Here is a 13,958-nt window from a genome sequence, read left to right on the forward strand (position 1 = left end):
GATCTCCGATTGTTGTTTTTATAGAAGCTCGGGGGACGCCTCTCGCGAAATTCGTCAGGGTCATACCTCAGTTGAGAACGACTATATAGTAGGACTATTTACAAAACAACACTTCCAAAGCTTCGATTTTGCGCTTATGTTTAACCACGCATAGAACATATAGTCATACAATAAGAGAATCGATCATGCCTGACAAAAAGCCCGGCCTACGCTCCGCCCAGTGGTTTGGTACCGCCGACAAGAACGGCTTCATGTACCGCAGCTGGATGAAGAACCAGGGCATTGCCGACCACCAGTTTCATGGCAAGCCGATCATCGGCATCTGCAATACCTGGTCGGAGCTGACCCCGTGCAACGCGCACTTCCGCCAGATCGCCGAGCACGTCAAGCGCGGCGTGATCGAGGCCGGTGGCTTCCCGGTGGAATTCCCGGTGTTTTCCAACGGTGAATCCAACCTGCGCCCTACCGCCATGCTCACCCGCAACCTGGCGAGCATGGATGTGGAGGAAGCCATTCGCGGCAACCCCATCGATGGCGTGGTGCTGCTGACCGGTTGCGACAAGACCACCCCGGCGCTGCTGATGGGCGCGGCCAGTTGCGATGTGCCGGCCATCGTGGTCACCGGCGGGCCGATGCTCAATGGCAAGCACAAAGGCCAGGACATCGGTTCGGGCACCGTGGTGTGGCAGCTCAGCGAACAGGTCAAGGCCGGCACCATCACCCTGGATGACTTCCTCGCGGCCGAAGGCGGCATGTCACGCTCGGCGGGCACCTGCAACACCATGGGCACGGCGTCGACCATGGCCTGCATGGCCGAGGCACTGGGCACGTCCCTGCCCCACAACGCGGCGATCCCGGCGGTGGATGCACGGCGTTATGTGCTGGCGCATATGTCGGGCATGCGTGCGGTGGAGATGGTGCGCGAAGACTTGAAGCTGTCGAAGATCCTGACCAAGGAAGCGTTTGAAAACGCGATCCGGGTAAACGCGGCCATCGGCGGTTCGACCAACGCGGTGATCCACTTGAAAGCCATTGCCGGGCGCATCGGGGTTGAACTCGACCTGGATGACTGGACCCGCATTGGCCGCGGCATGCCGACCATCGTCGACCTGCAACCGTCCGGGCGCTTCCTGATGGAAGAGTTCTACTATGCAGGTGGCTTGCCCGCGGTGCTACGGCGCCTCGGTGAAGCCAACCTGATCCCCCATCCCGATGCCTTGACCGTCAACGGCAAGTCCCTGGGCGAGAACACCAAGGATTCGCCGATCTACGGCCAGGATGAAGTGATCCGCACCCTCGACAACCCGATCCGCGCCGACGGTGGCATCTGCGTGTTGCGCGGCAACCTGGCGCCCCTGGGTGCGGTGCTCAAACCATCGGCGGCCAGTCCCGAGCTGATGCAGCATCGCGGCCGTGCGGTGGTGTTCGAGAACTTCGACATGTACAAGGCGCGCATCAACGACCCGGACCTGGACGTGGACGCCAACTCGATCCTGGTCATGAAGAACTGCGGCCCCAAGGGTTACCCGGGCATGGCCGAAGTCGGCAACATGGGCTTGCCGGCCAAGCTGCTGGCCCAGGGTGTGACCGACATGGTGCGTATTTCCGATGCACGCATGAGCGGCACCGCCTACGGCACCGTGGTCTTGCATGTGGCACCGGAAGCCGCTGCCGGCGGGCCGTTGGCCACGGTGCAGGAAGGCGACTGGATCGAGCTCGATTGTGCCAGTGGCCGCCTGCACCTGGACATCCCCGACGCCGAGCTGGCGGCACGCATGGCCGACCTCAAGCCGGCGCAGAACCTGATCGTCGGCGGCTACCGCCAGTTGTACATCGACCATGTACTGCAGGCCGACCAGGGCTGTGATTTCGACTTCCTGGTGGGTTGCCGTGGCGCCGAAGTCCCACGGCATTCCCACTAATTGGGATGCTATGATGCGGCGAATCTAAGCCAGAGCCTATCCGTCGTTATGGATCACCAGCCGCCCAAGCCGCGCAAGAGCCAGCATGCCCAGATCGTCCAGGACTTGGGCATGCACATCGTTTCCGGTCGCTTCAAGCCTGAAGAACGGTTGCCCATGGAAGCCACGCTGTGCGAGGAATACCAGGTCAGCCGCTCGGTATTGCGCGAGGCGACGCGGGTGCTGAGCGCCAAGGGCCTGGTGTATTCCAAGCCGCGGGTGGGCGCGGTGGTGCGGCCGCGCTTGAAATGGCACCTGCTCGACCCGGACGTGCTGTCCTGGTTGATGCAGTCCACACCCCACAGCGAGTTCTTCAACACCCTGGCCGGGGTGCGTCGTATCCTGGAGCCGGAAATCGCCGCCATGGCCGCGACCACCGCTACCGATGAAGACATCGCTACCATCGAACAAGCCTATCAGGGCATGGAAACCGCGCAGACCCACGAACAGCTGTTGCAGGCCGACCTGGACTTCCACCGCGCGATTGCCGACGCCACTCGCAACGACCTGCTCGCCTATATGTGCAACATGCTTTCACTGCCGTTGCGCGAGTCGATCAACATCACCAACCGCCGTCCGGATATCCAGGGTTTGAGCCTGCCCCGGCACAAGGCGATCCTTACCGCGATCCAGAACCGCGACGCCCTGGGTGCGCGGCACGCCTCGCTGGTGCAACTGGATGACACACGGGTGGCGCTGGATACGGTGATGAATGTGCTGACGCCGTTGTAACCCGGCGCTGTGGCACCTATTCCTGATTATTGGCGTTGGCTCTGGGGCAGGTGTTATCTCCGTCTTTTTTCAGCGCCAGCACCGCCTGGCGCTCGGACAACAAGTGGGTAATGGCCCCGCCGATAGCGGCGGAAATAAGTGCCAGGGCTTCTTTGGGCAGATTGATCGCCGCCCAGGTCAACCCGCCGATCAGCAAAATGACAAAGAGGATATTGAAGCGCGACACGCCGAGTTTGATCGAGCGGACGATATCGGAGGTGTCCTGCATTTTTTCGAAGCGCTTGAGGTCTTCGAACTTGCGCACCGACTTCAGGGTTTCAACCTTGACAGTCATGCAGATCCAAATGTGGGAGGGGCGGTGCAACGATTCGAATGGCACCGATGGCGATGTATCAGCCCCGCATATGCTGGTTGAAATAATGCTATCGGGAGCAAGCCCCCTCCCACATGAGATATGCATTCCAGGCTGACAGAAAGCCCCCTGGACGCATGCAGCCCAAATGTGGGAGGGCGCTTGCTCCCGATAGCGGTGGATCAGCACCAGATACCTGGCTGACATACCTATATCGGGGCATAGGTATCTACACAACTGACCGTGCTGACTTGCTCTTGCTCTTGCTCTTGCTCTTGCTCTGCTTTTGATTTTAGGCGCCCCGTTAAACCACGCTGGCCGTAATTCGACAGGGATTTGGGGGGTAAACCGGCAGGGATGCCGGTTTAGCCGCCCCGCGCCATGGATGGCGCGTGGCGGCGGCCCCCCAAATCCCTGTCGGATTACGGGCACACCGAGCCTGGGCGAGGTGCCGAGTGGTGGGGCAAGAGCCTTTTGGTTACTTTTGGGCTCTTTTCAAAAGTGACCCGCTGTAAAAGCGGAACCAATAGTGGCCGTAATCTAAATAACGGATATGTACTCGGTCCGATCCAACATTCTGGTCGGCTGTCAGGCCGCCATCGGGGGCGAGCCCCCTCCCACATTTTGGACCTGTGTATAGCGCGTTATAGGGTGTAGGAAATTCCAACCTGCACCGTACGCGGCGCACCCGGGTAGGCATAGATATTGCCGAACGCCCCTTCCTCATACTCGCGGTTGAACAGGTTCTTCACATCCAGGTTCAGGCGTACCTGCTCGTTGACCTTGTAGTAGCCGAGCAGGTCGACCACGGTGTAGGCGTCCATCGAGAAGCCAGAGTTGGCGGTCTGGCCGGCACGCTGGTCGACGTACTTGGCGCCGGCCCCCAGGCCCAGGCCCTTGAGCGCGCCGTCCTGGAACTCGTAGACGTTGAGCAGGCTGAAGCTGTTACGCGGGATGTTCATCAGGCGGGTGCCGGCGCGCAAGGTGGTGTCGCGGGTCACTTCGGCGTCCACGTAGGCGTAGCCGCCGATCACACGCCACTCGGGTGTGAGGTTGCCCGCCACGTTCAGGTCAAATCCGCGACTGCGCACCTGACCAGTCGCAACACGCAGGGTATCGTCCAATGGGTCGATGGCCAGCACATTTTTCTTTTCGATCTGGTAGATCGCCGCGTCGACACTCAGTTGACGGTCAAGCGCCTCCCACTTGACCCCGATCTCATAGGACTTGCCTTTCTCCGGTGCAAAACCACCGCCTTCACGGCTGGCGCCGGTATTGGGCTTGAACGAACGGGCGGCGTCGGCATAGACCGCGACGGTGTCGGTGAGGTCGTAGATCACGCCCACACGCGGGGTGACGGCGTTGTCGGCGGCGGTCCACGGTTTTACTCCCGCCACATAACTTTCGTAGTCATGTTCAAAACGCTCGAAACGCGCACCTGCCAAGACCTTCAAGCGCTCGGTCAGCGCCACCTGATCCTGGACAAACGCCGCATAGGTCTTGAGGTTCTCCTTGTCGTGGGTCGGCGTGCGCGTCAGCGGCGGACGGGCCTGGCCATACACCGGATTGAAAATGTCGATCGGGTAGGTACCCAGGACCGCACTGGAACGCTGGATGATCGACTTGTAGTCGTAATCCTCGTACTCGATACCAGTGAGCAAGGTGTGCTCGAAGCCGCCCGTGGAAAAGTGCCCGGTCAGGTTTAGCTGGTAATCCTTGTCGGTCCATTCCAGCTTGCGGTAGTTGAAGTTGCGCTGCAGGGTGCGGCCATCGGCGCCCAGGCTGCCCGTCCCATTGGCTTCGATGGCGTTGCCTTTCAAACTGCCGTCCAACCACTGGAAACCACCGCCCAGGGTCCAGTTGTCGTTGAGCGCATGCTCGAAACGCAACTGCGCCATGTTGTTGTCGTTGTGCAGCTTGCCGGCGTCCTTGTCGCCCCAGAACGTATCGCGCGAGGGCGTTCCGCGCTGGTTGGGCAGGCGCGTCAGGCCACGGTCCAACGGGTGGTTGTTGCGCATGAAGTCGCCTTCGAAGGTCACCTTGGTGTCATCGCTGGCCTGCCAGGTGACCACCGGGGCCACGCCGTAGCGCTCGGTCTCGACATGATCGCGGAAGGTATCGCCGCCCTCACCCACCACGTTCAGGCGATAGGCCAGGCGGCCTTCTTCGTCCAGTGGGCCGGAGGCATCCAGGGTGCCGCGTTTCATGCCCTGGTCATTCAACTGGCTGCCCAGGGTGACGGTGCGTTCGGCCAAGGGTTGCTTGGACACCACGTTGAACGTACCACCGGGGTCGCCACGGCCGTAGAGCATGGTTGCGGGGCCGCGCAACACCTCAAGGCGTTCGATGGTGTTGGCATCCGGCATGTTCGGGTAGCCGCGGTTGATCGGGAAACCATTGCGGTAGAACTCACCGGTGGTGAAGCCACGCACGGTGAAGGTGGTCAGGCCCTGGCCGCCGAAGTTGTTGGCGCGACCGACACCGCCGGCATAGTCGAGGGCATCCTGCAGGCGCGTCGCACCGATGTCCTCGACCACGTCCTTGGAGACAACGCTGATGGATTGCGGGGTTTCATGAATGGAGGTGTCGGTGCGCGTCGCACTGGCTGATCGTGTGGCGCGGTAACCCTGCACCGGCCCCTGGGCGGACTCGAAGTCTGCGGTGGCAGTCACGTTGGTGGCCTGCAGCTCGATACTGGCTGTTTCAGCGGGGGCATCCTCTGACCACGCAAAGGGGGAAAACGCCTGAAGCACACAAATGGAAATCAGGGTACGACGCATGGATGTTGAACCTAGTGAAAGAGCCAGATGGGACGGCAAACCTGCCAAGAATTCGCGAGCATCATAGCCCAGCCGATTCTCATTTGGCATCCATTCTCATTTGTTATTTTTCGCTCAAGCCTTTGGCCCTCCGTAGTGCATAAACACCAGGCGAAAAAAAGCCACTCACTTGAGTGGCTCTTGTGTATGCCTGGCCCGCCTCAGCGATAGCGTTCCAACCAATGCGCGTAAGGCGCCGGCAAGGTCCAGGAGGATTTTTCCACGCCCAGTTCCTTGGCGGCAAAGTACGCCCAATGCGGATCGGCCAAGTGCGCACGCCCTACCGACACCAGGTCCAGGTGCCCGGCCTGCAACGCGCCTTCGGCCAGTTGCGGGGTACCGAAGCCCCAGGCGGATGTCACCGGGATACCCGCTTCACGACGCACGCGCTCGGCAATCGGCCCCATGAAGGCCGGACCCCACGGGATGTTGGTGTCGGGAATGGTGAAACCGACGCTGACACTCAGCAGGTCCAGGCCACCGTCCTTGAAGCGGCGCGCCAGCTCGATGGACTCGGTGAGGGTCTGCTCATCACGGCCGTCGTATTCAATCACGCCAAACCGCGCGGTAAGCGGCAGGTTTTCCGGCCAAACTTCACGCACGGCGGCCAGGGTTTCCAGGAGGAAGCGGCTGCGGTTATCGAAGCTGCCACCGTAGGCATCGGTGCGCTGGTTGGAATGCTCGGAGAAAAAGCTCTGGCCCAGGTAGCCGTGGGCGAAGTGCAGCTCGATCCATTCAAAACCGGCGTCACGGGCGCGGCGGGCGGCGTCGACGAAGTCCTGCTGGACGCGGGCGATATCGTCCAGGGTCATGGCACGCGGTACGTTGGGCAGGTTGGCCCCGAACGCGATGGCCGAGGGGGCGATGGTTTCCCAGCTGCGTGCATCGGAGGCAGGAATGTGGTCATCGCCTTCCCACGGGCGGTTGGCGCTGGCCTTGCGACCGGCGTGGGCGATCTGGATGCCCGGCACCGAACCTGCGGCCTTGATGGCCTTGACCATGGGCACGAACGCCTGGGCATGGGCATCGCTCCAGATACCGGCACAGCCTGGGGTGATACGCCCTTCGGGAGCGACTGCGGTGGCCTCGACCACCAGCAGGCCGGCCCCGCCACGGGCCATGCCGGCCAGGTGTACGTGGTGCCAATCGTTGACCATGCCGTCATCGGCCATGTATTGGCACATCGGCGGGATGGCAATGCGATTGCGCAAGGTAACGTCTTTAAGTTTGAACGGTTCGAACAACGCGGACATCAGATACTCCGGGGAAGGGTGTGTGATTCGATAGTTCGATGGTAATCGAACTATGGTATTGAACGCTACCCCCCTGTTATGATCCGCTCATGCGAGCCTTCAAACACCCTACTCCGCAAGAATTGACGCTTGAGCGCGTGCTTTACGCCTTGAGCGACCCCGTACGCCTGGACATCGTGCGCTGCCTGGCCGGCGTGCCCGAAGCCAGCTGTGGTGAACTGGATGGCGGACGGCCTAAATCGAGCATGTCCCACCACTTCCGCGTGCTGCGCGATGCCGGCCTGGTGCACACCCGCAACGTGGGCACTACCCATATGAATTCGTTGCGTCGCGACGAGCTGGAGAGCCGCTTTCCCGGGTTGCTGGCGAGTATTCTGTCGCAGCTGTAGATGACGCCTGCGCGTCAGGATAAAACCGGCTGCAGCAGCGCACCGTCCAGATGCACGCAGTCCTTGCCGTTGCGCTTGGCACCATACAGGTTCTTGTCCGCCATCTTGAGCACCGTCGACAGGTCGTCGCCCGCTGAAAAGCGCGCCATGCCCGCGCTGCAAGTGTAGTTATGCGGTGCAGCGACACTGCTGCGGATCGACTGCAGTAACGCCAGGGCATAATCGCAGGCCAGTTCCGGGTCATCGCCCTGCAACAACACACCGAACTCTTCCCCGCCGATTCGACCAAAGCTGTGGCTACCCTTGGCGTTTTTCAGGCACACGGCCATGGCGCGCAGGATCTTGTCGCCCACATCGTGACCATACAGGTCATTTTTTTCCTTGAAACTGTCGATATCCAACATGATGAAGTAGCCCCCCTGACCACCACTGAGCAACTTTTCGAAACTTTGCATAAAGGCGCGCCGGTTGAGGATCGAGGTCAGATAATCCGTTTCGGCCAATGCGCGAAACTCACTTTCTACCAGCAATACCGAGCGCAGGTTCTTCAAGTAGGAGTAACTCAAGATAAAACCAATGGACACCGAAGAAGCACAAAACATCAGCAGATAGACCTCGGTGCCCGCATATATATCGGCCTGCATCGGCGGCCACAGAATAAGCCAGACCAATAGCGCGTCGGCCAGATAATCCTGGACACTGATAAACAAGATGGCGCTGCCCACCACCAGGGTGACGGCCAATGGCAGACCATAAATGCGCAACTCTTCATTCAAGCGAATCATGTAGGCGAAGCCGACCGACAACAGCACCATATAGGTCACCCCCAGCACCCGCCAAAGCAGAAAGTTGGCGGTCCTGGTATGCACGCGGCAAACCACCAACAGGCCAAGAGTGACGCCCATCGTATAAATATCCAACTGCAGGGCCGGATGAATCAACAACATGCCGACCCAGGCAATAATCCCTATCCATTCGGCTTGCGTCACGGCGGGCGACAGCAGACTGCGCATCCGGGGCCGCAACTTCAAGTTAGCAGGCATCCCTACGCTCCCATCTCAATAGCATGCAGGCCAACCGCAAATGAAAAGGCCATGAAGCGCTTTACCAGACTGGCGAAAGGTGGCAGCACTTCCAGCCGGGTCTTGGAGTGGGCCTTGAAATAGCCCTTCTCCACGCCCTCCTGCACCATGCGGATAATGTGGGTCTTGGACACGGAAAGTTGCTTGGCCAATGCCAGGTAGGACGACGACCTGAAGGTAGTGCGGTCATTGTCCGGCGCAAAGGCATCGTTATAGATAGCCAGCATCAACAGATGCCCGGCGTCGCGTTTCACCAGCCAATAACACTCGGGCAGTAACACATCCACCGTCAGTTCAGAGGCGAGGATCACGGCGAAACCCTTGAAATAGAGGGCCAGGAACCCGCGATCGTCGAGGTCACGCATCTGCCGGAAAATCTCCCGTTCCGGGTAGAGCAGCGCCAACGACTCAGTCAGGGCGGTCAGCATTAAGCGCGCTTCACGGCAGGCTTCATCCGAGGGTGAATACACCCGGAAGCGACTGTCTTCGGGGTGCGGTGCAACCTCCATGAAACCCAGGGCCCGAAACAACAGGAAGATTGATTCCAGGCTGTTTTTCGAACAATACCTGCGCGTCACGCACAGGGCCTTAACTTCTGCCAACAATGGCAGTGGGGTGGAAAAGTACCGGCTCAATAACGCAAACGACACCATCAAGCGGCTGTATTTAAGTGCACTCTTGTAGAAAAACGGTCGTCTTGAATAGGGCACGAGCAGCACGTGGTAATGCGCTCTCATGCACGCTTCAAAATCCCTATGACGTTCGAGTGCTTGCGCGGTATTACACATAGCTGACTTCAACGAACTGACACGCATGAAAGAGCCCTGATCAACCAATTATTCCACTGATCTCGGCTACGAAATCCCTGCAGCCAGGTCCCAAAACAAATCACGTCAAAAACCCTGCCATTAATGGCTTTTTGCCTCGAACGCAATGTACAGCGATTGCCGCACCAGACGTCATCAGTACCAAAGTTGTTCCACATTCAAATCATCTGTGGCTCGCAGTTGCGCGACATCTCTCGTTACATTCTCCCGGGATAGCGACTTATCAACTAATCGATTCAGCACCCTGCGAACCTTCCCCCTCCCGCGACGTCGTAACAGGGCATTGTTGCCAACCACCCACTGCGAGGTGCTCGTTTGAAAGCTGCCGTCCTGAAGAAATACCGCCTGATCATCAAGACCATGGGCTATGTGGGCTGGGCCCTGTTCTGGCTGTTGCTATGGGATGTGGCCGTGACGGTGGACTTCATGCTGTTTCTCACCGCCAAGATCAACTTGCCGCTGATGCCCCTGACCTTGCTGGGTTCCGCGCTGGTAGTGCTGATCAGCTTTCGCAACAGCAGTGCCTACAACCGCTGGTGGGAAGCACGCACGCTGTGGGGGGCGATGGTCAATAACTCGCGCAGTTTTGCCCGGCAGGTGTTGACGTTGCTGGATGACGCCGCCGGCGAGGTCAATCCCGTCAAGTCGACCCTGTTGCGCCGTCATGTCGCCTACGTCAATTGCCTGGCCGCGCACCTCAAGGGCCAGCCGTGCCCGGAAGAAGTGCGGGCATTTATCCCCGCCGAGGAATTTGCGCGCAACGGCGCCACTAATAATTTTGCCAATGACATCCTCACCGGCTCCGCTACGTTGCTGGCCCGCGAATACCAGGCCGGGCGCCTGGACAGCATTCGCCTGGCACGGCTGGAGTCGACCCTGGTGGACCTGTCCAATGCCCAGGGCGGCATGGAACGTATCGCCAACACGCCGCTGCCCTACCCCTACGTGTATTTCCCACGGCTGTTCATTTCGCTGTTCTGCCTGATCGTGCCGGTGGGCCTGGTGGAATCCCTGGGCTGGTTCACGCCGCTGGCCTCCACGGTGGTGGGCTTCATGCTGTTGGCCATCGAACGCATCGGTACCGACCTGCAAAGCCCGTTCAACTCCAGCGAACACCAGATCCAGATGGAAACTATCTGCGAGACCATCGAGAAGAATCTGCAGTCGATGCAGCGTGATGCGCTGGGTGATCATGCTTCCTGAGCAGCGAGTGCCGCCTGCTCGTTGACAGAGCGTAGCGACGCAAAAGGCCCGAAGGCTTCATCTGCAGCCGTTTCTTGGCTGCCCACAACTCATCAAACTGTTACAACAAAGTGCTTAGCACCTGGGCTGAGCCGGATTAGACCGTTTAAAAAAGGACCAATATCCGCACGAATCATAAGAATATTCTTACAGACGACATGATTTTTTCAGGCAAACCTATGCGCCCTGGTCTACTGTATAAACGAGTACGTTTAAACCCATGCCAAGGTCGGCCAGAGTCACCATAAGGAATCCATGCTTGAAAACCCTTCCAACTGCAGATCTCTTTTGTCCCGAGTTTCAACAAAACCCTTATCCCACCTACGCTAAACTCAGAAAGCAAGCGCCTGTCTATTGGAGCGAACAAATACAAGCGTGGGTTGTGACGCGATATGAAGATGTGCTTACTTGCCTGCATGACCCGAGAATATCCGCGAACAGGATACTTCCGCGTATGCAACAGATGCCGGAAACATTAAGAGTTCAACTGGCACCTCTGGAAAGAACCCTGTCGATGTGGCCGCTCATGTTAGAGCGCCCCAACCATACTCGCCTGCGTCAATTGATCAACAAGGCGATGACACCTCGAATAGTGCGAAGTTTTATTCCGGTCATTCAAGGCCAGGTGGACGAACTTCTCGATTCAGCACTGGCCAGCGACAGTGTGGATTTCATTTCCGACATCGCTACGCCTTATCCATTGAATGTGGTGTCTGAGATCATTGGTGCACCGGTGGAAGGACGCCCTTTACTCAAAGCCTGTGCGGTGGACATCGTCAACTTCTTCGGCAGCCCGCCCCATGAATACGAAGTGCGGGCAAAGACCGCAATGCGCAGTATCAGTGAAGCGACACAAATGCTTCGCGACATTTTGCTGATGCGTCGTAAACAGCCTGCTGCCGACCTTATATCTTCATTGGTTGAGGCCGAAGAACGCGGCGATGTCATGAGTGAAGAGGAAATCCTTGCCACGTGCCTGATGATGGTTTTTGCAGGGTTTGAAACGACTACCAACCTGATCGGCAATGGCCTGCTCCTGCTCTTGCAACATCCGCACATCGAGGCTCAGCTACGAAATAATCCCGACCTGATGCGAGGCGCGATTGGGGAAATGCTGCGTCACGAAAGCCCGGTGCAAAGGCTTTCGCGCATGGCGGTAGACGACTTCACACTACAAAATGAACACATCAAACGTGGCGACTTGATATTTTTAATGGCGGCTTCGGCAAATCGAGATGATCAAAAATTCCCAGATCCGGACCAATTCAATATTGAGAGAGACACCAAAAACCACTTGGCATTTGGTCACTCAATACACTTATGTCCTGGGAATACACTGGCGCAACTTGAAACCCAGATCCTGTTTACCGAATTATTCAGGCGCACGCGCTCTATCAAACTCGTGGAAAGCCGACCAGACTGGCAGATAAATCTGTCCGTACGTTCGCTCACTCGGCTACCGATTAAACTCGAGTCCCTGGAAAAGCCGTTAATCATCAACCCAACTTCGATAGTTCACCATGAAACCTATGAAACCGTCACAAACGCTTAAACCTCTTGCTTGCGAACTGATTGGCGCATGGCGATTAATTGAGTATTCAGTTGTGCCTTTATCCTCGGCCACAAAACATCATCCGCTCGGAACTCGTCCTGAAGGTCTGATTATCTACGAGCAGCATTTCATGGCCGTACACATTGCAGGCAACCCTCTGGCAACGACCGCAATCGCCAGACACCCAGTGGCTTATACCGGCCACTATACGTATGACGAGCGTAACGCTGTTATAACGCATCATATTCAACTCAGCACTTACGAAGCCTGGGCAAATACAGACCAATGTCGACACATTTCAATAGAGGGAAATCGGCTTCAACTACGCAGCGTGCATCCCATTATTCAGGACGATCAAGCCGTCCACGCAACGCTCGTATGGGAAAAGCAAGCCTAACAACTCTGTTCATCTGGTGTTGACGAGTAAGGCGCGCGTTGCGCCTGATGACTACATATCAATGCCACTCATGATCACATATCGCAACTACAAAACACGCGAGAAAACAGTGTATGTTCCAACATCTGGATAATTACGCGGGCGACCTTGCGCTCGTGTTACTTGACACCTATGAGCGTGACCCCCGTGAATTCAAAGTCAATCTTGGGATCGGACTCTACTTCGACGATCAGGGCCAGATTCCCTACCTCAAAGCCGTTCAGAATGCAGCGCGCATTACCGATAACGACGAGAGCCCCTGTAGCTATTTACCCATTGAGGGGCAATCTGACTTCCGGCATGCCACACAAGCGCTCATATTTGGCAATGACCACAGTGCTTTGCATGAACGTCGGGTAGCGACCATCCAGACCCTGGGAGGCTCGGGTGCGTTGGCAATGGCTGCCAGCCTGATCAAAAACTGGTTGCCCAACAGTGCAATATGGATCAGCGATCCGTGCTGGGGGAACCATGAAGTTTTTTTCCGAAACGCCAACGTCCAGGTCTACAGCTACCCCTACTACGACCCTGTTAACAAGAAGATCGCCTTTAGCCGCCTACTGGCTGCACTCGAACGTCTTCCCGAAAAAAGCGTGGTGCTGCTGCAACCGTCCTGCCATAACCCTACAGGCTTGGACCTCAGCCGGGACCAGTGGCTGCAGGTCATCGACCTGCTTGGCCGCAAAAATTTGATACCCCTGCTGGACATGGCCTATCAGGGCTTCGGTGAAGGTCTGGATGAAGATGCGTGGGCTGTGAGGGCAATCGCCAACACAGAGATAACGGCGATCGTTGCGCAGTCGTTTTCGAAAAATTTTTCTTTGTATGGTGAACGCTGCGGTAGCGTGAATGTGGTGTGCCGAACCCAATCGGAAGCAGAGCGCGTAGTAGGCCAGCTCAAGTCTCGCGTCCTTGGCAGCTACGGCACTCCCCCGTCACGCGCGAGCCTGCTCATAACCACGATCCTTCAACACGACACACTGCGAGCACAATGGCGCCAGGAAATCTCAGAAATGCGCAATCGTATCGCCACGGTGCGCCAGCAACTCTATGACGCTCTCAGTACATTGGCGCCCTCAGTAGATTGTCGTTACCTGCTTGAGCAACGTGGCATGTTTTGCTACACCGGATTGACGCCAAGTGAGGTCGAGCACCTGCGCATTAACGAAGGTATTTACCTGCTGGATTCCGGACGCTTGTGCATGCCAGGGTTGAACAATAAAAACATCCATCACGTAGCCAAGGCGCTGGCGAGAGTGCTCAACAAACGCAGAGAAGTGACGGCATCACAACCACACTCATAAATATGTATT

General features: G+C 57.7%; 12 protein-coding genes. 7 read left to right on the forward strand and 5 right to left on the reverse strand.

Annotation, left to right across the window (positions count from 1 at the left end):
• Positions 1-185 precede the first annotated feature (185 nt).
• Both BLU48_RS13105 and BLU48_RS13110 read left to right on the forward strand, forming a co-directional pair.
• Positions 186-1,922 carry an IlvD/Edd family dehydratase gene (locus BLU48_RS13105; RefSeq protein WP_057025306.1) on the forward strand — a complete coding sequence of 579 codons (1,737 nt, stop codon included), beginning with the start codon at positions 186-188 and terminating at the stop codon, positions 1,920-1,922.
• Between the two features lie 48 nt (positions 1,923-1,970).
• Positions 1,971-2,693: a FadR/GntR family transcriptional regulator gene (locus tag BLU48_RS13110; protein WP_034119145.1), complete on the forward strand. Its 723-nt coding sequence runs from the start codon at positions 1,971-1,973 to the stop codon at positions 2,691-2,693.
• A gap of 16 nt (positions 2,694-2,709) precedes the next feature.
• On the opposite strand, the gene BLU48_RS13115 is transcribed toward BLU48_RS13110, so the two are convergent.
• The 3 genes from BLU48_RS13115 to BLU48_RS13130 all read right to left on the reverse strand — a co-directional run bounded on the left by BLU48_RS13115 (position 2,710) and on the right by BLU48_RS13130 (position 7,117).
• The gene (locus BLU48_RS13115; RefSeq protein ID WP_169718281.1) at positions 2,710-3,027 is read right to left on the reverse strand and encodes a hypothetical protein; all 318 of its coding nucleotides are present in this window, start codon (positions 3,025-3,027) and stop codon (positions 2,710-2,712) included.
• Between the two features lie 662 nt (positions 3,028-3,689).
• Complete coding sequence (locus BLU48_RS13125; protein ID WP_057025307.1) at positions 3,690-5,825, reverse strand: TonB-dependent siderophore receptor; 2,136 nt, start codon at positions 5,823-5,825, stop codon at positions 3,690-3,692.
• Positions 5,826-6,025: 200 nt separating this feature from the next.
• The gene (locus BLU48_RS13130) at positions 6,026-7,117 is read right to left on the reverse strand and encodes an NADH:flavin oxidoreductase/NADH oxidase (protein ID WP_057012441.1); all 1,092 of its coding nucleotides are present in this window, start codon (positions 7,115-7,117) and stop codon (positions 6,026-6,028) included.
• An 89-nt stretch (positions 7,118-7,206) separates the two neighbouring features.
• Between BLU48_RS13130 and BLU48_RS13135 the strand changes: the two genes are divergently transcribed.
• The gene (locus BLU48_RS13135; protein ID WP_043051026.1) at positions 7,207-7,506 is read left to right on the forward strand and encodes an ArsR/SmtB family transcription factor; all 300 of its coding nucleotides are present in this window, start codon (positions 7,207-7,209) and stop codon (positions 7,504-7,506) included.
• A gap of 14 nt (positions 7,507-7,520) precedes the next feature.
• Here BLU48_RS13135 and BLU48_RS13140 read toward each other — a convergent pair whose 3' ends face one another.
• Complete coding sequence (locus BLU48_RS13140) at positions 7,521-8,549, reverse strand: GGDEF domain-containing protein (RefSeq protein ID WP_057025308.1); 1,029 nt, start codon at positions 8,547-8,549, stop codon at positions 7,521-7,523.
• Positions 8,550-8,551: 2 nt separating this feature from the next.
• Complete coding sequence (locus BLU48_RS13145) at positions 8,552-9,325, reverse strand: hypothetical protein (protein WP_231989036.1); 774 nt, start codon at positions 9,323-9,325, stop codon at positions 8,552-8,554.
• 405 nt (positions 9,326-9,730) lie between these two features.
• On the opposite strand from BLU48_RS13145, the gene BLU48_RS13150 reads away from it, so the two are divergent.
• The 4 genes from BLU48_RS13150 (at position 9,731) to BLU48_RS13165 (ending at position 13,949) form a co-directional block, all read left to right on the forward strand.
• Positions 9,731-10,618, forward strand: coding sequence for a bestrophin family protein (locus BLU48_RS13150; protein WP_057025310.1), 888 nt, complete (start codon positions 9,731-9,733; stop codon positions 10,616-10,618).
• A gap of 298 nt (positions 10,619-10,916) precedes the next feature.
• Positions 10,917-12,209, forward strand: coding sequence for a cytochrome P450 (locus tag BLU48_RS13155; protein WP_164484819.1), 1,293 nt, complete (start codon positions 10,917-10,919; stop codon positions 12,207-12,209).
• Positions 12,187-12,606, forward strand: a complete 420-nt coding sequence (locus BLU48_RS13160) for a lipocalin-like domain-containing protein (protein WP_164484818.1) — start codon at positions 12,187-12,189, stop codon at positions 12,604-12,606. Before BLU48_RS13155 ends, BLU48_RS13160 begins: the two co-directional genes overlap by 23 nt.
• A gap of 113 nt (positions 12,607-12,719) precedes the next feature.
• Positions 12,720-13,949: an amino acid aminotransferase gene (locus BLU48_RS13165; RefSeq protein WP_057025312.1), complete on the forward strand. Its 1,230-nt coding sequence runs from the start codon at positions 12,720-12,722 to the stop codon at positions 13,947-13,949.
• Positions 13,950-13,958: the final 9 nt, after the last annotated feature.

Origin of the sequence: Pseudomonas synxantha, from assembly GCF_900105675.1 — a bacterium.
GTDB lineage: Bacteria > Pseudomonadota > Gammaproteobacteria > Pseudomonadales > Pseudomonadaceae > Aquipseudomonas > Aquipseudomonas synxantha.